General features: G+C 63.6%; 20 protein-coding genes. 16 read left to right on the top strand and 4 right to left on the bottom strand.

The window, feature by feature from the left end; genetic code table 11:
- Positions 1–24: 24 nt before the first annotated feature.
- The gene (gene hrpB, locus NKH33_RS10515; RefSeq protein ID WP_352919297.1) at positions 25–2,643 is read right to left on the bottom strand and encodes an ATP-dependent helicase HrpB; all 2,619 of its coding nucleotides are present in this window, start codon (positions 2,641–2,643) and stop codon (positions 25–27) included.
- A gap of 75 nt (positions 2,644–2,718) precedes the next feature.
- Positions 2,719–3,609, bottom strand: coding sequence for a DMT family transporter (locus NKH33_RS10510; RefSeq protein WP_352448474.1), 891 nt, complete (start codon positions 3,607–3,609; stop codon positions 2,719–2,721).
- Positions 3,610–3,636: 27 nt separating this feature from the next.
- Between NKH33_RS10510 and NKH33_RS10505 the strand changes: the two genes are divergently transcribed.
- From NKH33_RS10505 to dhaK, 14 genes are all read left to right on the top strand, one after another.
- Positions 3,637–4,326, top strand: a complete 690-nt coding sequence (locus NKH33_RS10505; RefSeq protein ID WP_352919293.1) for a PIG-L deacetylase family protein — start codon at positions 3,637–3,639, stop codon at positions 4,324–4,326.
- 212 nt (positions 4,327–4,538) lie between these two features.
- Positions 4,539–5,870, top strand: coding sequence for an ABC transporter substrate-binding protein (locus NKH33_RS10500; RefSeq protein WP_352448472.1), 1,332 nt, complete (start codon positions 4,539–4,541; stop codon positions 5,868–5,870).
- A 126-nt stretch (positions 5,871–5,996) separates the two neighbouring features.
- Positions 5,997–6,944 carry a carbohydrate ABC transporter permease gene (locus tag NKH33_RS10495; RefSeq protein ID WP_031211681.1) on the top strand — a complete coding sequence of 316 codons (948 nt, stop codon included), beginning with the start codon at positions 5,997–5,999 and terminating at the stop codon, positions 6,942–6,944.
- The gene (locus tag NKH33_RS10490; RefSeq protein ID WP_352919290.1) at positions 6,941–7,891 is read left to right on the top strand and encodes a carbohydrate ABC transporter permease; all 951 of its coding nucleotides are present in this window, start codon (positions 6,941–6,943) and stop codon (positions 7,889–7,891) included. The genes NKH33_RS10495 and NKH33_RS10490 overlap by 4 nt, the downstream gene beginning before the upstream one ends.
- Positions 7,888–8,088 (top strand): hypothetical protein, encoded by a 201-nt coding sequence (locus NKH33_RS10485; protein ID WP_352872212.1) that lies wholly within the window; start codon positions 7,888–7,890, stop codon positions 8,086–8,088. The genes NKH33_RS10490 and NKH33_RS10485 overlap by 4 nt, the downstream gene beginning before the upstream one ends.
- A 3-nt stretch (positions 8,089–8,091) precedes the next feature.
- Entirely contained in the window at positions 8,092–9,204 is a 1,113-nt protein-coding gene (locus tag NKH33_RS10480; RefSeq protein ID WP_023676333.1) for an ABC transporter ATP-binding protein, read from the top strand.
- The gene (locus tag NKH33_RS10475; RefSeq protein ID WP_352769103.1) at positions 9,197–10,210 is read left to right on the top strand and encodes an ABC transporter ATP-binding protein; all 1,014 of its coding nucleotides are present in this window, start codon (positions 9,197–9,199) and stop codon (positions 10,208–10,210) included. The genes NKH33_RS10480 and NKH33_RS10475 overlap by 8 nt, the downstream gene beginning before the upstream one ends.
- Before the next feature lie 67 nt (positions 10,211–10,277).
- Positions 10,278–11,921 carry a dihydroxyacetone kinase subunit DhaK gene (locus NKH33_RS10470; RefSeq protein WP_352769100.1) on the top strand — a complete coding sequence of 548 codons (1,644 nt, stop codon included), beginning with the start codon at positions 10,278–10,280 and terminating at the stop codon, positions 11,919–11,921.
- A gap of 81 nt (positions 11,922–12,002) precedes the next feature.
- Complete coding sequence (gene dhaL, locus NKH33_RS10465) at positions 12,003–12,605, top strand: dihydroxyacetone kinase subunit DhaL (protein ID WP_352767236.1); 603 nt, start codon at positions 12,003–12,005, stop codon at positions 12,603–12,605.
- Entirely contained in the window at positions 12,602–12,991 is a 390-nt protein-coding gene (gene dhaM / locus NKH33_RS10460; protein ID WP_352469937.1) for a dihydroxyacetone kinase phosphoryl donor subunit DhaM, read from the top strand. The genes dhaL and dhaM overlap by 4 nt, the downstream gene beginning before the upstream one ends.
- A 22-nt stretch (positions 12,992–13,013) precedes the next feature.
- Positions 13,014–13,316 (top strand): HPr family phosphocarrier protein, encoded by a 303-nt coding sequence (locus NKH33_RS10455; RefSeq protein WP_023676329.1) that lies wholly within the window; start codon positions 13,014–13,016, stop codon positions 13,314–13,316.
- Positions 13,300–14,916 (top strand): phosphoenolpyruvate--protein phosphotransferase, encoded by a 1,617-nt coding sequence (gene ptsP / locus NKH33_RS10450; protein ID WP_352919286.1) that lies wholly within the window; start codon positions 13,300–13,302, stop codon positions 14,914–14,916. The genes NKH33_RS10455 and ptsP overlap by 17 nt, the downstream gene beginning before the upstream one ends.
- 8 nt (positions 14,917–14,924) lie before the next feature.
- Entirely contained in the window at positions 14,925–15,347 is a 423-nt protein-coding gene (locus NKH33_RS10445; RefSeq protein ID WP_023676327.1) for a hypothetical protein, read from the top strand.
- Positions 15,348–15,373: 26 nt separating this feature from the next.
- A complete protein-coding gene (gene dhaK / locus NKH33_RS10440) occupies positions 15,374–16,360 on the top strand; it encodes a dihydroxyacetone kinase subunit DhaK (RefSeq protein WP_352448464.1) in 987 nt (328 codons plus the stop codon).
- Positions 16,361–16,644: 284 nt separating this feature from the next.
- Here dhaK and NKH33_RS10435 read toward each other — a convergent pair whose 3' ends face one another.
- On the bottom strand, positions 16,645–17,436 hold the full coding sequence (locus NKH33_RS10435; RefSeq protein ID WP_352454688.1) for a DUF2259 domain-containing protein: 792 nt from the start codon (positions 17,434–17,436) through the stop codon (positions 16,645–16,647).
- A gap of 170 nt (positions 17,437–17,606) precedes the next feature.
- Here NKH33_RS10435 and NKH33_RS10430 point away from each other — a divergent pair, with 170 nt between their 5' ends.
- A complete protein-coding gene (locus NKH33_RS10430) occupies positions 17,607–19,514 on the top strand; it encodes a propionyl-CoA synthetase (RefSeq protein ID WP_352919282.1) in 1,908 nt (635 codons plus the stop codon).
- Positions 19,515–19,707: 193 nt separating this feature from the next.
- Entirely contained in the window at positions 19,708–20,409 is a 702-nt protein-coding gene (locus NKH33_RS10425) for a metallophosphoesterase family protein (protein WP_352469933.1), read from the top strand.
- 15 nt (positions 20,410–20,424) lie between these two features.
- On the opposite strand, the gene NKH33_RS10420 is transcribed toward NKH33_RS10425, so the two are convergent.
- Positions 20,425–22,845, bottom strand: a complete 2,421-nt coding sequence (locus NKH33_RS10420; protein ID WP_352469932.1) for a polysaccharide biosynthesis tyrosine autokinase — start codon at positions 22,843–22,845, stop codon at positions 20,425–20,427.
- Between the last annotated feature and the right edge of the window lie 119 nt (positions 22,846–22,964).

Here is a 22,964-nt window from a genome sequence, read left to right as displayed (position 1 = left end):
GTTCGGGATGACAGTCTGGAAGCATCAGGTACCGCGCGGCTTGGCGCGGCTGGTGGCGGCGGCGAGAAGCGGGTTCTCCGGCCAGACATGCCTGGGATAGCGGCCGCGCATCTCTGCCCGCACATCGGCCCAGGAGCCGCGCCAGAAGCCGGGCAGGTCGCGCGTCGTCTGGATCGGCCGGTGCGCCGGCGACAGCAATTCGAGCGTCAGCGGCACAGTGCCGTTGGCGATCGCCGGATGCCGGTCGAGGCCGAACAGTTCCTGCACGCGGATCGCCAGCACCGGCCATTCGCCGTCATAGCGGATCGGCAGCCGGCTACCCGACGGCGCGTCGAAATGGGTCGGCGCCAATGTGGCGATCTTGCGCTGCAATTCGTGCGGCACCAGCGTCATCAGGCCTTGCGAAAGCACGCTGGGATCGATTGCCGCAAAGGATGCCGCGCCGGAAAGGAACGGCAGCAGCCAGTCGTCGAGGCGCTCGAGGAGCGCGGCATCGGAGACATCGGGCCATGGCACGCCGAGGCCGCGATGCAGCCAGCCGAGCCGCTGCCGCAACGTCTCCGCCTCCCTGTTCCACGGCAACAGGGACAGGCCGTGTTCGCGCAAGGCGTCGAGGATGGCGCGATCCGCGTCGGCACCGGTCGGCGCCGGCAGCATGCGTTCGGACAGCGTGATGGCGCCGAGGCGAACCGTTTCGCGCACCCGCACCGCGCGCCTGTCGCGGTCGAAGCTCACCTCGCGGCGGGCCTCGATCTTTTCCGCCAGCGCCGTGCGGATGTCGGCCTCATCGATGGCTGCCGCTGCGGTGATGCGGGCGTTCTGCGCCTTGCCCTGCAGGTCGGCGACGACGAGCCAGGTCTCGCCGGCCAGCGGATCGGAGGCGTCGAGCATGGCGCCCGAGCCGTTGGCAAGCACGAAGCGGCCACGCTCGCCGCGCGCTTTGGCGACCCGATCCGGCCAGGCATGGATGAGGAGAGCGCCGGCTGTGCTGCCCTCCCCCTTGAGGGGGTCGGAAGGACGGGCGAGACCCGTGGCTCGCCCCGGCGCGTCGATCCGCGTACCGGATAGGGGTGGGGCCGCTTCGGGCACGCCATCGACGACCCCGCCCCGTCTCGCTCGTCTCGCTGCGCTCGGCTCGCTTGCCGCCCCTCCCCTAGAGGGGAAGGGTGAAGCCTGCTTTGCCAGCCTCTCAGCCAGCTGCCGGGCGGCGGTGGCGCGCGGCGATCTTTCGGCGCGAAAGCGCAGCAGCCGCCGTTCGAGATCGGCACCATCGCCGCCAAGGCCACATTCGGTCAATAATACGGCGAGCATCGCCGCCTCGAGCGCCTCTCCGGTCCTTGCCGCCTCGGCGACCATATGGGCGAGCCGGACCGGCAGCGCCAGCCGGCGCATCGCGGCACCGGCATCCGTCAGGCGTCCTGCCGCATCGACAGCATCGAGCGCACGTAGCAGTACCCTCGCCTCGGTGAGCGCCGGAGCCGGTGGGGGGTCGAGGAAGGATAGACTGGTCGGATCGGCGACGCCGAACGCTGCGCTATCGAGCAACAGGCCGGAAAGATCGGCCTCGAGGATTTCCGGCGGCGTGAAGGCCGGCAGGGCCGCCGTCTGCTCGGCCCGCCACAACCGGATGGCGACGCCCGGCTGCGTGCGTCCGGCACGGCCGGCGCGCTGGTCGGCGGAAGCGCGGGAAGCACGTACCGTCTCCAGCCGCGTCAGGCCGCTCGCCGGTTCATAGCGCGGCAGCCGCGACAGGCCGGAATCGATGACGACGCGGACGCCGTCGATGGTGATGGAGGTTTCGGCGATCGACGTCGCCAGCACGACCTTGCGGCGGCCGAGCGGCGCCGGCTTGATCGCCGCGTCCTGCGCCTTGTTGTCGAGCATACCATAGAGCGGCACGATGTCGGTATCGGCGCCGACCTTGCCCGCCAGCCGCTCGGCGGTGCGCTCGATCTCGCGCTGGCCGGGCAGGAAAGCGAGCACGCTGCCCTCCTCCCCGGCAAGCGCCGAGCGGATCGCCTTGGCCATGGCGTCCTCGATCGTGACGCCGGCCGGCCGCTCGTCATAGCGGATGTCGACCGGGAAGGCGCGGCCTGCGCTCTCGATCACCGGCGCGCCGGACAGCAATTTTGCGACACGCGCGCCGTCGAGCGTTGCCGACATCACCAGCAATCTGAGTTCGGGCCTCAGCGCACCCTGCACGTCAAGCGCCAGCGCCAACCCGAAATCGCCGTCGAGCGAGCGTTCGTGGAACTCGTCGAATAGCACCGCCGCGACACCAGGCAGTTCCGGGTCGTCGAGGATCATGCGGGACAGCACACCTTCGGTGACGACGAGAACCCTGGTCTTTGCGGAACTGCGGTTTTCCATGCGCATGGCATAGCCGACGGTTTCGCCGGGCTCTTGGCCGAGCAATTCGGCCATGCGGCGGGCGGCAGCGCGGGCGGCGAGGCGGCGCGGCTCGAGCAGGATGATCTTTCCGGCGCCGAGCCATTCAGCGTCGAGCAGCGCCAGTGGAACCAGCGTCGTCTTGCCGGCACCGGGCGGCGCCACCAGCACGGCGCTGTTACCATGGCTCAGCGTTTCATTGAGCGCCGGCAAGACAACGGAGACCGGCAGGTCCGGCAAGGGTTTTGTCGTCATTGTGCTATGCTGTGCAGCCAGTTGGCAGCAACCGCATATCAGCGGTGGCGGTCGCGGCGCAACCTCGGCGCCGACTCAAAGCCTGGTCCGCGAAAACGGGTTCCAGCGCACCGTGCCGAGCCGCACCTCCTCGCGCACCATGGTCAGCAGGCCGGAACCGCCGACCACGGCCAAGCCGACCAGCGACAGAAAATCCGGATATTCCCTGAAGAACAGCGCACCCAGAACCACCGCCCAGACGATCTGCGAGTAATGCGTCGGCGCGATGCGGTTGGCCGGTGCGTATTTGACCGCCAGCAGATGCAACAGCTGGCCGCCGGCGGTAAAGGCGCCGGCCAACACCAGCCAGGCCCATTGCCTGCCATCCGGCAGCGAGAACGAGGTAGCCGCCGCACCGGCGCCGTTGAAGAGCAGGCCGTAGCCGATCAGCACGCCGAGCATCGTCGTGCGCTTTTCCTGCGCGGCGAGCGAACGCATCAGGATCACATTGGTGGCGGCCAGGAAGGCGATGATGAACGCCGCCAGATGACCAAGATGCAATTCGCGAAACCCCGGCCTGACGACCAGCATGACCCCGGCAAAGCCGGCGACCACCGCCAGCCACCGCCACGGGCCGACCTTCTCCTTGAGGACCAGCGTGGCTAGGATGGTGACGAACAGCGGCGCCAGAAAGATGAGCGCATAGACTTCCGCCAGCGGGATGGTGGTGAAGGCATAGACGCTGAGCACGCCCGAGGCGATGCCGGCCCAGGCCCGGGCCTGTACCGCCCAGGGCCGGTTGGTGCGCCAGAAATCGAGCCAGCGCTCGCCTGCCGGCCTGGCAAAGAGCAGAAAGCAGCCGGCAAACAATGTCGAGAAGAAGCCGATCTCGAAGACGTTGAACTGCCCGCCCAGGCTTTTGACAACGGCGTCGCTGCACGAATAGCTTGCATAGGCGATGAGTGCGAGCAGAATTCCGTTGGGCACGTTTTTCCATTTCCGGGAGAGATGAGAGTGAAGATATTGGCGCTTGGCGCGCATTCGGACGACATCGAGATCTTCATGTTCGGTACGATGGCGGCCTATGCCGCGCAAGGCGCAGAACTCTTTTTTGCCATAGCCACGGATGGCACCAGGGGCGGCTACGGCGATCCCTCAGCGCTGGCCCGCACGCGCCGCAAGGAGGCGACGGCGGCGGCCGGCCTGCTTGGCGTGACGCCGCGCTTCCTCGACTTTCCCGATGGCGGGCTGGTCGCGGATGCCACGCTGATCGGGGCGCTCAAAGCACTGATCGGCGAGATAGGGCCGGATCTGGTGATAACGCATGCGCCGAACGACTATCATGGCGACCACCGCGCGCTGTCGGATGGCGTGCGCATCGCAGCGTCATTCTCGGTGCCGGTGCTACATGCCGACACGTTCGGCGGCACCGGGTTTGCGCCAACGCACTACGTCGACACCTCCAGGCATTTCGATCTCAAGGCGGAGGCGATCCGGGCGCACCAGTCGCAGGATCCCGAGCGTTTCGTCGACGCGGCGCGCACGCAGAACGCCTTTCGCGCCGGCCAGTGCAACGGCCCAGCCGGATCGTTTGCCGAGGCGTTCCGCTTCGAGCCAGTCTTCCCCTTCGCCGATATCCGCGCGCTTTTGCCGCCGGCCCCAGTTATCCGTCCGGTGGCCGTCAGCAACAAGACGGTGACCTAGACAGGTCGCCGCAACTTCTCACGTTGCTTTCCTGTCCAGCATGCTGCGGTGCAGCAACGAATTCGCTTGCCTTGTTTAGTAAAAATTGCATCACTAAACAAATTACTAAACATCCGGTGCGCCGCCGCGTCGTTGTGTTTGGGCCCCCGAGGAGGGGTTTAGCGGGCTCTTGAAACCGTCATCCGGACGCGTTTCGCAAATGGGAGGAAGGCATGAAATCGACCTTGAAATTGGCGTTGGGACTGGCATCGACACTCTTTGCGTCGACAGCCGTTTCGAATGTCGCGCAGGCAGAAGATCTGACGCTTTGCTGGGCAGCCTGGGACCCGGCCAACGCGCTTGTGGAATTGTCCAAGGACTTCACCAAGGAAACCGGCATCGGCATGAAATTCGAATTCGTGCCGTGGACCAACTATGCCGATCGCTTTCTCAACGAGCTGAATTCGCACGGCAAGCTGTGCGACCTCATCATCGGCGACAGCCAGTGGATCGGCGGTGCCGCCGAGAACGGCCATTACGTCAAGCTGAACGACTTCTTCGACAAGGAGAAGATCAGCATGGATGATTTCGTGCCTGCGACCGTCGTCGGCTATTCGGAATGGCCGAAGAACTCGCCGAATTACTGGGCGCTGCCGGCCATGGGTGACGTCGTCGGTTGGACTTACCGCAAGGACTGGTTCTCCAAGCCGGAGCTGCGGAAGGAATTCAAGGAAAAGTACGGCTGGGATCTCGGCCCGCCGACGACCTTCGACCAATTGAAGCAGATCGCCGAATTCTTCCAGAAGCGCGACATCGACGGCAAGACCGTCTATGGCGCGTCGATCTACACCGAGCGCGGCTCGGAAGGCATCACCATGGGCGCCATGGACGTGCTCTACAGCTTTGGCTTCCAGTACGAAAACCCGAAAAAACCCTACGAGATGGAAGGCTTCGTCAACTCCGATAAATCGGTGAAGGGCCTGGAGTTCTACAAAGCCCTCTACGATTGCTGCACCCCTCCCGGCGCCTCGAACAGCTACATGGGCGAAGGCGTTGATGCCTTCAAATCCGGCCAGGTGGCGATGCACATGAACTTCGCCTTCACCTGGCCAGGCCTGCAGAAGGACGAGAATGTCGGCGGCGACAAGATCGGCTATTTCGTCAATCCCAAAGGTCCGGACGGGGACCAGTTCGCCCAGCTCGGCGGCCAGGGCATCTCGGTGGTCTCCTATTCCGACAAGCAGGAAGCCGCGCTCAAATACATCAAATGGTTCGCCAACAAGGACGTGCAGTCCAAATGGTGGTCGCTCGGCGGCTATTCCTGCCTCAACGCGGTCGTCAAGGACCCCGCCTTCCCGGCCAGCCAGCCCTATGCGCAGACCTTCCTCGACTCGATGGCCATCGTGAAGGACTTCTGGGCCGAGCCGAGCTATGCCCCGCTGTTGCAGGCATCGCAGAAGCGCTTCCACGACTATGTCGTTGCCGGGCAAGGCTCCGCCAAGGATGCGCTTGACGGCCTCGTCAAGGACTGGACCGAGGTCTTCCAGGACGATGGCAAGATGTAGCCGGGGCAAGATGTAAACGGCTCCTCCCGAGCCCATGACCGAACCGTCCCGTGCCACTTGGCACGGGACACAGTTCAGATAAATTCCATTGTCGAGACGAGCCAAGTGACCGAAGCAGGACTGACCATGCTCAATCGGACGGCGGACAGCGTTGCCCGGGCTACGCCCGAGCCGTTGGCCCGCAAGGTCCGGGGCATCAGCGACAAGGGCCTCGCCTGGCTGTTCATCTCGCCGACGATCCTGTTGCTGTTAGCTATCAACATCTTTCCGCTGTTCTGGGCAATCTATCTGTCCTTCACCAATTTTCGCGCCAATCGGCCCAACGAGGTTGTGAAGAACCTCGGGCTGGCCAACTACAAGCGCATCCTCGCCGACCAGGACATCTGGATCGCCATGCAGACGACGGCGCATTTCGTCTTCTGGACCATCCTGCTGCAGACGCTGATCGGCTTCACTCTGGCCTGGCTGATCGACCGCAAGTTCCGCGGCCACGCCTTCTGGACGACGATCATCCTGGTGCCGATGATGCTATCGCCGGCGGTGGTCGGCAATTTCTGGCGCTTTCTCTACGAGCCGCAGATCGGGCTGTTCGCCTACGCCGTTTCGTTCGTCACCGGCATTCCGGCAACCGAGATCAGCATGCTCTCCAACGTGTCACTGGCGCCATGGTCGATCATCATCGTCGACACCTGGATGTGGACGCCTTACGTAATGCTGATCTGCCTCGCAGGCCTGCGCTCGATCCCCGAATACATCTACGAAGCGGCCGAGGTCGACCGCGCCTCCAACTGGCGGCAGTTCTGGTCGATCACGCTGCCGATGGCGCTGCCCTTCATCATGCTGGCGGTGCTGTTTCGCGGCATCGAGAACTTCAAGATGTTCGACATGGTCAATTTGCTCACCGGCGGCGGGCCGGGATCGACCACCGAAGTGGCCTCGATCACTCTCAAGCGGCAGGCCTTCGAAAGCTGGCGGACGGGCTATTCCTCGGCTTTCGCCATCATCCTGTTCGTCGCAGTGTTTGGCCTCGCAAACATCTACGTCAAGGCGCTCAACAAGGTGAAGCAGAGATGAGCCTGACGTCAGCCCATTCCGTTGTCGCGCCGTCGGCCACGTCGAAGCGCGTCGCCGGCGCCATCATCGTCGCCTACGCGCTGATCTCGATCGTGCCGCTGCTGTGGATATTCGCCACCAGCTTCAAGACGCCGCCGGATTCGATCGCCTATCCGCCGAAGATTCTGTTCCAGCCCAGCGTTGAGGGCTACTGCAACCTGTTCACGACGCGGACCAGGCAAACACCGGAATACATCAACTCGCTGGGACCGGCGACGGGCCTATGCGACGAGACGGTGCGCAAGCGCAACATGGTGATCGCCGGCCCGTCCAACTTCATGCCGCGCTTTGTCAATTCGCTGATCATCGCGTTCGGCTCGACGTTTTGCGCGGTGTTCCTCGGCACGCTGTCGGCCTATGGTTTTTCGCGCTTCAAGGTGCCGCTCGCCGACGACCTTCTGTTCTTCATCCTGTCGACGCGGATGATGCCGCCGATCGCGGTCGCGATTCCCATCTACCTGATGTACCGGGAGCTTGGCCTGTCGGACACGGCTCTCGGCATGATCCTGCTTTATACGGCGGTCAACGTGTCCTTGGCGGTGTGGCTGCTGAAAGGCTTCATCGACGAGATCCCGCGCGAATATGAAGAAGCGGCGATGATCGACGGCTACACCAGGCTGCAGGCGTTCTGGCGCACGGTGCTGCCGCAGGCGACCACCGGTATTGCCGCAACCGCCATCTTCTGCCTGATCTTTGCCTGGAACGAATATGCCTTCGCTGCGCTGCTGACCTCGGGCACGGCGCAGACCGCGCCGCCCTTCATTCCGACCATCATCGGCGAAGGCGGTCAGGACTGGCCGGCGGTCGCGGCCGGCACGACGATCTTCCTGGTGCCGATCCTGGTCTTCACCATCCTGCTTCGCAAGCAATTGCTGCGCGGCATCACCTTTGGCGCGGTGCGCAAATGAGCATCACCGCAAAACGCAAATCGCGCTGGCCCGTCTGGGCCAGGCGCGGGCTGATGGAAAACGTCGCCACCGCGGTCATCGCCATCGGCTTCCTGATGCTGTTCCAGCCCTTCGCACTGGTGCTCTACACCTATTCCTTCATCACCATGCTTGCGGGCACGGCGATGTTCATCATCGTCTCGAAATTTCCGGAGTAGACGATGGCCGAGATCAGGGTCGAACATCTGAGGAAGGCATTCGGCGATTTCGTCGCCGTGCAGGATTCCAACTTCGTCGTCGAGGACGGCGAATTCTTCGTCATGCTGGGGCCGTCCGGCTGCGGCAAGACGACGACATTGCGCATGATCGCCGGGCTCGAACTGCCGACTGGCGGCAAGATCCTGCTTGGCGGCGAGGACGTCACCATGCGGCGTGCCCGCGAGCGCGACATCGCCTTCGTCTTCCAGCTGTTCGCGCTCTATCCGCACATGAATGTGCGGAAGAACATCGGCTTTCCACTGCTGGCGCAAGGCATGCCAGGCGCTGAAATCCGGAGCCGAGTGGAGGAGACGGCGAAGCTTTTGCGGATCGACCATCTGCTCAACAAATCGGTCTCCGGGCTTGCCGGCGGCGATCGCCAGCGCGTGGCGCTCGGCCGCGCCATCGTACGGCGGCCAAAATGCTTCCTGATGGATGAGCCGCTCGGCACGCTCGACACCGAATTCCGCGACCTGATGGTCCATGAATTGCGAGAACTGCACAACCGCATCCACGCCACCACCGTCTATGTCACGCATGACCAGATGGAAGCGATGTCGATGGCCGACAAGATCGCGGTGATGAACCACGGCGTCATCGAGCAGTTCGGCACGCCGCGCGAGATCTACGACCGGCCGGCGACGATGTTCGTCGCCGACTTCATCGGCTCGCCGCCGATGAATTTCCTCGGCTTCGGCGGCGGGCTTTCAAAGGGCGCCAGGGAAATTGTTGTGCAAGGCGCGAAGGTGGCCGTGCCGGAGATCCGCGAGGACGTCGCGCCGGCCGAGATGGCGCTTGGCATCCGACCGGAGCACATCCGCTTCGATGACGCTTCGAAGCTGCGCGGTGCTATTTACGGCACGGAATATCTCGGCACCACTCAGATCGTCGCGGTGGAGACAGCGGACGGCATCATCAAGGCCAGGGTGCCGGCCGAAATCCGGCTCAATCCGGGCGATCATGTGGGCCTGGCGCTGAGCAGCGCGCGGCTGTCGCTGTTCGCAAAAGGATCCGGGCGTGCGGTGCGCACCGAAATCCATGACTCGGCCTCCCAGGGGAGAGCACATCATGGCTGACGTTCACATCAAAAGCGTGACCAAGGCTTTTGGCGAGCATGTCGCCGTCGACAATCTCGACCTGCATATCGCCGACGGGGAATTCGTCGTGCTGCTCGGGCCGACCGGCGCCGGCAAGACGACGACGCTCAGGCTGATCGCCGGGTTGGAGCGTCCGGAAGCGGGCTCGATCCATATTGCCGGCCACGACACGACGACGCTGTCGCCGGCCGAGCGCGACACCGCTTTCGTGTTCCAGCAATATTCGCTCTATCCGCATCTGTCGGTTTACGACAACCTCGCCTTTCCGCTGCGCTCGCCAGCACGGAAAATGCCGGAGGATCAGATCCGCCGCCGCGTCGAGGACGTGGCCAAGATGGTGCGCATCCACCACAAGCTGAATAATCGCTCGACCAAACTCTCTGGCGGCGAGATGCAGCGCGTCGCCATCGGCCGCGCTTTGGTGCGCAAGCCGTCGATCTACCTGATGGACGAGCCGCTGTCGTCGCTCGACGCCAAGCTGCGCGCCGATCTCAGGCTCGAGCTGAAGCGCATCCAGGCGGAACTCGGCGCCACAATGCTCTACGTCACGCACGACCAGATCGAAGCGATGACCATGGCCGACCGCATCGGCATTCTCGCCGACGGCGTGCTGGTGCAGATCGGTTCCCCGCGCACGATCTATTCTGAGCCGGCAAACCTTCACGTCGCCGCAAGGCTCGGCCAACCGGCAATCAATTTGTTGCCGGTCGGACTGCTGCCGGATGGCGGCGTGCCGGCGGGAACAAAGACGATCGGTGCCCGTACCGAACATCTTTCGATCGAGAAGGCGGCGAACGGCCATGCCGACGGCGTCGTCGATTGGGTCGAGCATCTCGGCGACCAGAACCATCTGCATGTGACGGTGGGGACCAGGAAGCTGGTGACGCTAACCGACCCCGACACCGACCTGGCGCAGGGCGACAAGATCATGATCCGCTATCGCTCGCCGCTGTATTTCGGCCCCGATGGGCGACGGCTGATGTGAGCGCTGCGCGAGTGTTTTCCTGGCACCTTTCAACCGGCAATTTCGGGCACCGGACTGGACCAATTCGATGAAGCATTTTTTCAATCGCAGGGATACGATCGTAACTGAGGCCCTGGACGGCTTCCTCGGTACGACCGGCGCCGGCGATCTCGCTCGCCTCGACGGCTATCCCGAGATCAAGGTCATTCTCCGCGCGGACTGGGATAAGACGAAGGTCGCGGTCATTTCCGGCGGCGGGGCCGGGCACGAACCTGCCCATGCCGGCTTTGTCGGCATTGGCATGCTGACGGCGGCGGTTTCGGGCGAGATCTTTGCTTCGCCTAGCGTGGAAGCGGTATTGGCCGCCATCCGCGCGGTGACCGGTCCCGCCGGGTGCCTGCTGATCGTCAAGAACTATACCGGCGATCGCCTCAACTTCGGCCTGGCAGCCGAGAAGGCGCGCGCCGAAGGTTTTCGGGTCGAGATGGTGATTGTCGCCGACGATATCGCCCTGCCGGACATTGCCCAGCCGCGTGGCGTGGCCGGCACCTTGTTCGTGCACAAGATCGCCGGCCACCTGTCGGAAGCCGGCATTGACCTGGCGACGGTTGCCGCTGCGGCGCGGGCCGCGGCGGCGGATATCGTTTCGCTCGGCATATCGCTGTCATCCTGCTCGATCCCCGGTCAGAGCCATGACGAAAGATTTGGCGCCGACGACGCTGAACTCGGCCTCGGCATCCATGGCGAACCGGGCGTTGAGCGGATTGCGGTGCAAAGTGCCGAAAGGCTGGTTGCGATCATGTCGGAGCGCCTTGCCGCGCGGCTCGATCCGGTCAGCGACTACGCCTTGCTGATCAATAATCTCGGTTCGGTGCCACCGCTGGAAATGTTGCTTGTCGCCAATGCGGTATTGGCTTCACCGCTGGCACAAAAGGTGACGCTGACAATCGGGCCCGGGCAGCTTGTGACCGCGCTCAACATGAACGGCTTTTCCCTGTCGCTGATCCGGCTCGATGCGTCGCGCGAAGCGGCGTTGCGGGCGCCGGTAGGCCCTCACGCCTGGCTGCCGGCAAGAGCCGTTCGCCAAGCCAGCGTCGTGCCGATGGCCAAAGCCGCCGGCCCGAACAACGCGTCGAAAGCCAGCCAGGACGCACGCACCGACCGGTTGGTTGTCGCGGTCTGCGAACGGCTGATCTCGCTTGAAGGCGCGTTGAACGGACTGGATGCCAAGGCGGGAGACGGTGACACCGGATCGACTGTGGCGGCCGGTGCGCGCAGCGTGCTTGGCCGCATTGCGACACTGCCGCTCGCTGAGCCTGCCGCAGCGCTCGCCGTCGTCGGCGACATCCTGAGCGCCAGCATGGGCGGCTCTAGCGGCGTGCTGTTGTCGATCTTCTTCACCGCCGCCGCGCAGGCGCTGGAGTCTGGCGAAACGCTTCCCAAGGCGCTTCTCGCCGGCCTCGATCGGATGTCCTTCTATGGTGGAGCGAGGGTCGGCGATCGCACGATGATCGATGCCCTGGAACCCGCCTTGAGGGCGCTGGATAGGGGGAGTCTGGAAGATGCGGCGGTCGCGGCGCAACGCGGAGCCGAGGCCACCGCTGCCATGCGCAAGGCCAAGGCCGGGCGGTCCGCCTATATTGGTAGCCAGCTCGACGGCGTGGTCGACCCCGGCGCCTTTGCCGTCGCCGAGGTCTTCACTGCCCTCGCTGCGTTGCTCGAACCCGCTTGACTGGGGAAAAGAATGCTTCAATTGCCGGATATGCAATTTTCTCGTACTGCCGGCAGCGCAGGGGCCAGGAGCATGGGTGACATGGCGGCAGCGGATATTTCCAGGCTGATCGAGGCGGCGGCAAACACGATCGCCGCACATGCCGACGAGCTGACCAGTCTCGACCAGGCCATCGGCGACGGCGACCATGGGCTCAACATGAAACGCGGCTTCGAGGCAGTGCGGGCCGAGGCCGGCGCGTTTGCGACAAAGCCGTTGCCCGAGGCGCTGAAGGCGATCGGCACCAAACTGGTGATGACCGTCGGCGGAGCCTCCGGTCCCTTGTTCGGCACGCTGTTCATGGCGCTCGGCAAGGAGATTTCCGCCGCGCCGGGTCGCGCCGACCTGGCGGCGGCCTTCGGCAAGGCGATCGAAGCGGTTGCAGCCAGAGGCAAGTCGCAGGCCGGGCAAAAAACCATGCTCGACGTGCTGCAGCCGGTGCATGAGGCCCTGCTGCAGGGAAAGACGGCAGCGGACATCGTCGAGATCGCCGACAACGCGGCCGACGCGACCGTGCCGATGAAGGCGCTGCGTGGGCGCGCCTCGTTCCTTGGCGACCGTTCGATCGGTCATATGGATGCCGGCGCACGCTCGACTGCGCTTCTGGTGCGAGCCGTAGCCGAGGCAATCGAGAGGCGCGCATGAGCAATGTCGGCATCGTCATCGTATCGCATTCGCCGCTGGTCGCCGAAGGCACCGCCGACATGGTGCGGCAGATGGTCGGCAACGAAGTGCCGCTTGCATGGTGCGGGGGAAACGGCCATGGCGGGCTGGGAACCAATGTCGAGGCGATCATGGACGCCATCGACAAGGCCTGGTCGGAGGCGGGGGTCGCGATCCTCGTCGATCTCGGCGGTGCCGAGACCAATAGCGAGATGGCGGTCGAGATGATCGGCGAACCACGCGCCCAGAAGATCATCGTCTGCAATGCGCCGATCGTCGAAGGCGCGGTGATGGCGGCGACCGAGGCTTCCGGCGGCGCCTCGCTCAGGGAAGTGGTGGCGACGGCGCACGAATTGTCGCCGTCGTGAACGAACGGGAATTTTGACAAGCATGTCCGCAGCAGCCGAAGCCAGCGTCCTGATCACCCATGAGGTGGGACTGCATGCGCGTCCTTCGGTGAAGTTCACCAAGCTTGCCAAGACGTTTTCGGCCGACGTCGAGATTGCGCTCGCCGCCAACGGGCCATGGTTCGACGCCAAGAGCATCGTCAAGGTGATGGCGGCGAAAGCGCCGAAAGGCACTGTCCTGCATATCAGAGCCAAAGGGGACGGCGCCGGCGAGGCGGTCGGCGCACTGGTCGAGCTGGTGCGGCGCGATTTCGACGAAGGCAAGGACCATGCCCGAACCGCTTAGGCTGCAGGGCATTTCGGCATCGGCCGGCTATGCCGAGGGGCCGCTGTTCAATCTGGACCAGGCTGCTGTGCGTTATGTCCGCAAGGCGACTGCCGCGGACGAGAAGGCGGCGCTTGAGGCCGCCATTTCCATTGCCGCAGGCCGGCTCGCGACGTTGATCGAAACCAGCGACAGCGAGGCGGCCGGGATCCTCGAATTCCAGCTCGCCATGCTGGAGGACGACGCGCTGACCGGCCCGGCCTTTGCGCGAATTGCCGAGGGCATGGCTGCTGATGTGGCTTGGCGAAAAGCGCTCGACGCCGAGATAGCCGGCTATGAAACATCCGAGCAGGACTATTTCCGGGCGCGCGCGGCCGACATGCGCGACATACGCGACCAGGTGCTACGCGCGCTTGCCGCGGGCGGCGACATTGCCGCGCCGGCAGGTGCGATCTTCTACGGCGAGGATATCGCACCGACGCGCTTCCTCGAAACCGACTGGAGTGCCGGCGGCGGCATAGCACTTACGGCCGGAAGTGCCGCAAGTCATGTCGCAATGCTGGCACGCTCACGCGGCGTGCCAATGGTGGTGGGGTTGGGGCTCGTAGCGCGTGGGGTAGCCGGGCCCGGTGCTTCGCCGGCTCACCTTGCCGGAATCGCACTGCTCGATGCCGAACATGGCGACATCGTGTTGGCGCCTTCGAAAGCGGAGATCGATGCATTCCGGCGATCGTCATCGTCTTTCGCGGCGCATCGCGACAAAGCGGCAGCCTATTTGACAAGGCCGGCAGCAACGAAGACCGGCATAGCGGTCCACGTGCAGGTGAATATTGCCGATCCGTCCGATGTCGACCGCATCGATGCTGCGGCGTGCGACGGTGTCGGGCTGATGCGGACCGAATTCCTGTTCGGCAAGACGCTGCCGGACGAGGAGACGCAATATCGCGCCTACCGTAGAGTGCTGGAATGGGCAGGCGACAGGCCGGTGACGATCCGTACTGTCGATGCGGGCGGCGATAAACCTGTGCCGGGCCTGACCGTCGAGGAAGGTAATCCATTCCTTGGCCTGCGCGGGATCAGGCTGTCGCTGATGCGTCCGGAGGTCTTTGGTGTGCAGATCCGCGCCTTGCTACGTGCCGCCATGCACGGCAATCTGAAGGTGATGTTCCCGATGATCGCCGTTCCGGAAGAGTATGAACACGCCACCGCGCTGTTCGCTGAGGAGCAGGCTGACCTTTTGGCGCGCGGCATCGCGCACAAAATGCCGCCGCTTGGCATCATGGTCGAGGTGCCGTCGGTGGCCATCGCACCGGAGGCATTCGCCAAGGCCGCTTTCTTCTCGATCGGTTCGAATGATTTGACCCAATACGTGATGGCCGCCGCGCGCGACAATGCGTCGGTCGCACATTTGAATTCCGTCAGGCATCCGGCCGTGCTCCGGCTGATCGCCTCGGTTGCCGCCTTCGGCCGCGAGCATAATATCCCGGTCAGCCTGTGTGGCGATGCCGGCGGCGACCCCGCCTCGATCCCGGCGCTGCTCGAAACCGGCCTGCGTGACCTCTCCGTCGCTCCCGCCCAACTCGCGATGGCCAAGGCGGCCATCGCGGACGTTTCGATCTAGGCCCCGGTATGGCAGACAAGGCGTCGCAATCCGGCCCCGAAGAGGCGATCCGCGCCTACAAGACGATCCTGTCGCAGGTGATCGACCAGCGCCCGTCCGGCATGCGCCAGCGCCTCGCCGATGCGCTGGGCAAGCATCGCAGCTTCGTCACGCAGATTTCCAGCCCGGCCTATTCGACGCCGATCCCGTCGAAGCATTTGCCGGCTATCTTCTCCGTCTGCCATTTCAGCCCGGCCGAACGCGATCATTTCCTTGAGGCCTACCATCGGGCGCATCCGGGAAAGATGTCGCTGGCCGCAGGCTTGCGCAAGACACGCCATGTCTCGCTGATCGTTCCCGATTTCGGCGACGACAAGCAGAACGCGGCGCTCGACCGGGCGGTCAACGATTTCATCCAGAAGATCACCAGCATCGCCGGCAAGGGCAGCTGACGCTGGGCTATTTCGGGAGGACGGCCATGAAGAAATTTTTGAATTCGGTCGATACGGTGCTGACCGAGAGCCTCGACGGCTTCGTTGCCGCGCATGCCGATATCCTGGCGCTTGGCGCGGAACACAGATTTGTCCGCCGCAAGCTGCTCACACCGGGCAAGGTGGCGCTGATCTCCGGCGGTGGCTCGGGTCACGAGCCGCTACATGGCGGGTTCGTCGGGCACGGCATGCTGGATGCGGCCTGCCCCGGCCAGGTATTCACCTCGCCAACGCCTGACCAGATGATGGCGGCGGCCGAAGTCGTCAATACGGGCGCCGGCTGCCTGTTCATCGTCAAGAACTACGAGGGCGACGTGATGAATTTCGACATGGCCGCTGAAATGTCGGAAGGCGTGATGCAAATCGTGACCAATGACGACGTTGCGGTCGAAAACTCGTCCTACACCACCGGCCGGCGCGGCGTCGCCGGCACGCTGGTGGTCGAGAAAATCGTCGGCGCGGCGGCCGAACAAGGCATGGCACTGGAGCCGTTGAAGGCGCTCGGCGAGCGCGTCAACGGCGCGACGCGCTCGATGGGCGTGGCGCTGACCAGTTGCACCGTGCCGGCGGCGGGCAAGCCGACCTTCGATATCGGCGACGGCGAGATGGAGTTCGGGGTCGGCATCCACGGCGAGCCTGGGAGGCGGCGCGACACATTGAAAAGCGCCGATGCTATCGCCGAGGAGATCTGTACCGCAATCCTGGGTGACCTGGGCGACGGTGCCAGAGGCCAGGCGCTACTCTTCGTCAACGGCTTTGGCGGCACACCGTTGATGGAGCTTTATCTGATGTACAACAGCGCCCGCAAAATCTTCGAGAAGCACGGCGTGACGGTGATCCGGTCGCTGGTCGGGTCCTATGTGACCTCGCTCGACATGGCCGGCTGTTCGATCACGCTGAGCATGCTCGACGACGAGGCGGCTGTTTGGTGGGATGCACCGGTACATACGGCCGCGCTGCGCTGGGGCATGTAGCGGCGGAGAATGCCCCAGAAATAGTCGGTGACAAGACCGGTATCGGCAACGCCGCGCATCGCCAGACAGTTGCCCTCCTCACCCTGCGTAAGATAAAGAATCTGCGGGTTTGGGGAGTTCGAGCATGCGTTACAATTGGGATCGGGCGCCGACGGGTTTCGAGCGCCATGGAAAGGTGCTGGCAGCCGCCTTGCTGATCGTCGGCGGGGTCGGACTTATGCTCGCTGCCCTCCCGCTTTAGGGACAACAAACTCGGGTAGCGGACTACGTCTCAGCGCGTTGCCTCAGTGCGCCTGGCCAGTCACGGCGATGAAACGGCGGTCGCGCCCTTCAAATCCCTGGCTGAAGCGCTGCACGAGCACCGCAAGCACGCCCGGTTTTCCATCCGGGGTGAATGCGTAGGATTCCGACAGGCTGTAGGAAGTCGGGCAATTCCTCGAACCGGGCACCGCCTTGTCCTCGTGCAGCAGCTTGATCGGCTTGCCGTCCTGACCCTGCAGCGTCAGGCGAAAGCCGAGCGCCTTGCCGGTCGTTTCGCCTTGCAGCGTCGCGTCGAAACTCGCTGAACAATCCGCCGTGCTGTCGGCACGGATCTGCTCGAGCTGGATGGTGCCAAGCTCGTCATAGGCCGGCGAAAGCCATTTTTGCGAAACCTGCTCGAGGCGCGCAATGTCATTGTAGGCGACCATGTCGTCGGGAAAGGTGAACCTGTCCAAGGCAGTCCGCTCGCCGCGCGGCGCGATGGCATATTTGGCCAGCAAGGGCGCCGCCAGTTCGGCGGCCTGTGCCCTCGCCTGCGCAAGCGTCAATGTCGAATCCTCCGTCTCGTCGGCGATGACGATCGGCTTGCCGCCGACGAACTCATCGGTCCGCGTGTCGATGATGTCGATCTCCGACCAGCCCGAATCCGAAGCACCGGCATCGAGCGTGCCGTACTGTTCGAAGGCGAAGTAGTTGCCGTCTGGCGAAAAGCCGATGACGCGCCGAGCCGCCGCATCGCCTGCCTGAGCAGCTGAAGCGAGCACCACCGCCAGCGTCGCAACCGCGGCAAACCCAAGCTCATATCGCAATTTCATCGCGCCCTGCCCCTAATGCCGAAAATTCGAACGATACCGGCCCCCAGACCACCATGACCCGCACTTGCGGCCAAGTTAGAACGACGGCAAACGAAACGCACAAATACATGGTTACACAAACCAGCATACGCTATTTCAAGGACAGCAAACATTCCTGGGGAGGAAGCTGGATGGCGTCACGCTACCACGAGGTCTATGACGACTGGAAACGCGACTCGGAAAAATTCTGGGCCGATGCCGCGGGCGAAATCGACTGGTTCTCGCCCTTTGAGACGGTGTTCGACGCCAATGCCGGCGTCTATGGCAGGTGGTTCATTGGCGCCTCGTGCAACACCTGCTTCAATGCCGTCGATCGTCATGTGGCGGGCGGCCGTGCCGACCAGATCGCGTTGATCCATGACAGCGCGATTTCCGGCACAATCAGGAAGTTCACCTATACCGAGTTGAAGCGCGAGGTGATCGCGCTGACCTCGGTGCTCAAGAATCGTGGCATCCAAAAAGGCGATCGCGTCATCATCTACATGCCGATGGTGCCGGAAGCAGCCTTCGCCATGCTTGCCTGTGCGCGGATCGGCGCCGTGCATTCGGTGGTCTTCGGCGGCTTTGCCTCGCATGAGCTCGCCACCCGCGTCGACGACGCCAAGCCGAAGCTGATCATCTCCGCTTCCTGCGGCCTGGAGCCAGGGCGCGTGGTTGCCTATAAGCCGCTGCTCGACAAGGCGATCGAGATGTCGCGGCACAAGCCGGAAAGCTGCCTTATCCTGCAGCGCGACCAACTGCGCTGCGAACTCAGGGAAAACCACGATATCGACTATGCCGACGCCGTGGCGCGGGAGCGGGCCGCGGGTGCCAATGTCGACTGTGTTCCGGTGCTTGCCACCGATCCGCTCTACATCATCTACACGTCGGGCACGACCGGCCAGCCGAAGGGAATCGTGCGTGACAATGGCGGCCATATGGTCGCGCTGAAATGGTCGATGGAAAACGAGTTCGGCGTCAAACCGGGCGAAGTGTTCTGGGCGGCTTCCGATGTCGGCTGGGTGGTAGGCCATTCCTATATCGTCTACGGCCCGCTGCTGCATGGCTGCACAACGATCCTGTTCGAGGGCAAGCCGGTCGGCACGCCCGATGCCGGCACCTATTGGCGTGTGATCGCCGAGCATGGCGTCGTCGCGCTGTTCACCGCGCCAACCGCCTTTCGCGCCATCAAAGGACAGGACCCGAAGGGCGAATTCGTCCCGAAATACGACCTGTCCAAATTCCGGACGCTGTTCCTCGCCGGCGAGCGCGCCGATCCGGAAACCATCAAATGGGCGGAGCAGAAATTGACCTTGCCGGTGATCGACCATTGGTGGCAGACCGAGACCGGCTCGCCGATGACCATCAACCCCGCCGGACTGGGCCTGTTGCCGGTCAAATACGGCTCGCCCGGCGTGCCGATGCCCGGTTATGACATCCGCGTGCTCGACGATGCCGGGCATGAGGTCAAGCGTGGTACGCTTGGCAATGTCGTGGTGAGGTTGCCGTTGCCCCCCGGCTGCCTGCCGACGCTGTGGAATGCCGACGAGCGGTTTCGCCAAGCCTATCTCGACGAGTTCCCCGGCTTCTACAAAACCGCGGATGCCGGCATGATGGACGAGGACGGCTATCTCTATGTCATGGCTCGCACCGACGACATCATCAATGTCGCCGGCCACCGGCTATCGACCGGCGCCATGGAGGAGATTCTGGCCGCGCATCCCGACGTCGCCGAATGCGCCGTCGTCGGTATTGCCGATGCTATGAAAGGCCAGGTTCCACTCGGCTTCGTCGTGCTGAATGCCGGCGTCGACCGCGACGCCGGCATCATCGAAAACGAGGTTGTCACCCTAGTGCGCGAACGGATCGGCCCGGTCGCTGCCTTCAAGACGGTGGTGACGATCAAGCGCCTGCCGAAGACGCGCTCCGGCAAGATCCTGCGCGGCACCATGCAGAAGATCGCCGACAAGGAGGAATGGGCCATGCCGGCAACGATCGACGACCCGGCCATCCTCGACGAGATCACCGCCGCGCTGAACCGCCGCGGCATCGGCCTGTAATGGGCGCCGAAGCCGAGTTGCGTCCGAAGCTCCGGTATGGAACGACCGGCGCCGGACGTGGTATCCACGCGCGGTGTCGTCATGTTGTTTCGGAATCGAGACGCACCCACAGCCATGCGAGACGCCATACGTGACCCTGTTCCAGCGATCGAGAAAGCCCCAGGCCGCGGCACGCCAGCGGCTGGAGATCGATATGCGGGGCGCAGTCGTCTATGCGATCGGCGACGTGCATGGCTGCTACAAGGAACTCCGCGCCCTGGAGCAGAAGATCGTGCTCGATTCGGCGCCCTTCGAAGGGCGCAAGCTCATAATCATGCTTGGCGACTACGTCGATCGTGGACCCCAGTCGGCGCGTGTGCTCGATCATCTGCTGGCGCCACCGCTCCGTGATTTCCAGCGCATCTGCCTTGCCGGCAACCACGAAGTCGTGATGCTGAACTACGTCGACGGGATCATTTCGAGAGAGTCGTGGCTGGCGATAGGCGGCCTGCAAACGCTGTTTTCCTACGGCGTCGACCCGTCGCGCATGGCCGATCTCTATGGGTCAAGCGAGGAGGTCGACAAGCGCATTCGGGAAGTCATTCCAGCCGACCACATTAGCTTCATGCGCGCGCTGCCGGTCATGGTCTGTTCGGCGAAATTCGTGTTCGTCCATGCCGGCATCAGGCCCGGCATCGACCTCGCCGCGCAGGACGAGGACGACCTGCTGAATATCCGTTCGGACTTCTTCGACGCTGCGCATCTTCTCGACCGCTATGTCGTGCACGGACATACGCCGGTCGACACTCCGAAGCTCGAGGGACGCCGGCTTGGCATAGACACCGGCGCCTTCCAAACCGGCCAGCTGACCGCCCTCAGGATCGTCGACAACCGCGCCAGGTTGATATTTTCCTGAGCGCGATGTCGTCGCTCAGGCGGCTGCCTTGGTGCGCGCTTCCGATTTTTCCAGATAGTAGCTCGAATATTTGTCGAAGAATTTTTCCGAGCCGCCGATCGCGCCATATTTGGCCAGCTTCTTCAGTTCGACCTTGTTCAGCACCGCGCCAATGATCTTCTTGGCGATGTAGGGCTCCGAGCTGAGCATGGATTGCACCATCGCACGCGGCGTGCGTCCCCATTCGGTGACCAGCACGAAGCCGTCGACAAGCGGAGCGAAGGCCTTGGCGTCGACGACCGGCCCGAGCGGCGGCAGATCGACGATGATGTATTCGAAGGTTTCCTTGGCGTTATCGATGAAACGCCGCATGCCGGCTGAAGACAGAAGCTCGCTGGTATGCGAAAACTGGCCACGCAGGACGGCCGGGATGATAGCCAGCTTGGTCTGCCGGTCGATCTTGCCGACCGACTGCCATGTCTGCCCGCTCACCACAGCTTCCATCAGGCCCTGCTCGGCCTCCATACCGAGGCTGCGGCTGAGGCCGGGATTGCGCAGGTCGCCGTCGATCAGCAGCGTTTTCGATCCGTTGACGGCAAGCAGCCCGGCAAGATTGGCCGCCACCGTCGACTTGCCCTCGCCGGGAAGCACCGAGACCACGCCGATGACCCGGCTGCCCTGGCCTTCCATGACGACATCGAAGGCGATCTTGGCGTTGCGCAGCGTCTCGGAGAACATCGATGCCGGGGCATCGACGGTTACCCGCATCCGCGCACGTTTTTCGGCTGCCGACAATGTTTTGGAGGGCTGGGACTTGGAGGACTTGGCGGTCTTGGATTCAACGACTTTGACGTCAGGCTGACCGCCATTGCGCTGGTCATCCTTGCCAGCCTTGCCGATGACCGGCAGGTAGCCGAGGAATTTGAGGCCGACCCGGTCGCGCACATCCTCGCCGGTCCTGAAGAAGCGTTCCCTGAATTCATTCAGGCCACCAACCCCTGCCCCCAGCATCATGCCAAGCGCCAGCGAAAGCCCCAGCACGATGGCTGTGCGGGGGGTTGCGGCCGACTGCGGCATCGTCGCGTCCGAGATGACCCGGATCTTGCCGACCGGGAAGGATTGCTGCTGGGCGGCCTCCTCATAGCGGTTCAGGAACGTCTGGTAGAGCGTCGACAGCGCCGTCGCCTTTTGGTCCAGCTCACGCAGCTTGACCTGCGACTGGTTGTCGATGGAGCTCTTGCCAGCCGCCAAGGCGACATTTGCGCGGAGCGCGGTTTCGCGCGCCAGAGCGACCTCGTATTCGTTGCGGTAGCTTTCGGTCAGTTGCTTCAGCTCGCCGAAAATCTGCGCCGATATGTCGGCCTTCTCCTTGGCGAGCGCGACGGCCTGCGGATGTTGCGGGCCGAAATTGGCTTCGACATCCTGCTGTCGCTTGGATACGGTGAGATAGCGGTTCTTCAGCGTCGTGATGACCGAGCTGCTCGGCTGGTCGTTCGATATCGCAGCATCCTTGAACGCGTTGTCCGAGCCGCTTTCGACGATCGACTTGTACTGCTGATAGCGGGCGCCGGCACGTGCTGTATCGGCCTGCGCGACGATCAGCTGGGTGTTGAGATCGGACAATTGCTTGTCGCTGATCAGCTGGCCGTCATTGACGGCCAATCCGTGTTCGGCCCTGAACTTTTCGACCGCCAGTGCAGCCGCCTGGGAGCTCTCACGAAGCTCGGTCAGCCTGCCTTGCAGCCAGACCGCCGCCCGCTCGGTCGCGTCGAAGCTGGCATCGAGTTGATCGGCTAGATAGGCATCGGCATAGGCCTTGGTGATGGCGGTCGCAAGCGCCGGATCCGTCGCCTGGAAGGAGATGCTGATGACAAAGCTCCGGCCGATCCGCTCGGCATCGAGTTGGGTCTGCAGTTTGAAGATTGCGTAGTCACGGGGCGATGAGGATGCGGTGATCGCGTCACGCGTCGCAGCATCAAGCTGAGTGACATCGGTTGTGCTAGCGGCGCGCTTGGGGCGGACAGACTGGACGATACCGCGCACAAAGCCAGCAACCTTCGACAGGGCCGACGTCGGAGGGTTCATGAAAGCGTCGTTCTGATCGAGCTTCAGCTTGTCGACGACCACCCCAGCCAGCCTGGCCGACTGTAGTATTTCGATCTGGCTCAGAACGGCGGAGTCGGTCTGCATGCTGACCGACGCCGCCGAAATGTCGTCGACGACCTTGTTCAATCCTTCGTCGATCAGCACGCTGCTCGTCGCCACATAGGTAGGAGGCGTCGTCTGCAAATAGAGCACGCCGAGAAAGAGACCGATGACGGCGCAGGCGGCAACCACTTTCGCCTGCCGCGCGGCCATGCCAAGCAGGCGCTCGATGTCGATGAAGTCTTCGGCGTTTGCCGCATTAGAAGCCGGCAATGGCGTCCTCTTGTCGACAGGAAAATTGGCATAGTTCATCTTCGGTCCAATTCTAGTTTGCAGGCGCTACCGCCTCGAAGGTCGGGACATAGGGTGCAAACCTTGCGCCGGACACAGTGCGCGTTACGCGCGGCGCAACGGCCTGTCCTGCGTCATCA

The organism is Mesorhizobium sp. M1182 (assembly GCF_040318335.1).
Lineage (GTDB): Bacteria > Pseudomonadota > Alphaproteobacteria > Rhizobiales > Rhizobiaceae > Mesorhizobium.
Note: the sequence above shows the minus strand (reverse complement) of the source record. Positions and strands in the feature narration are given on the sequence as shown.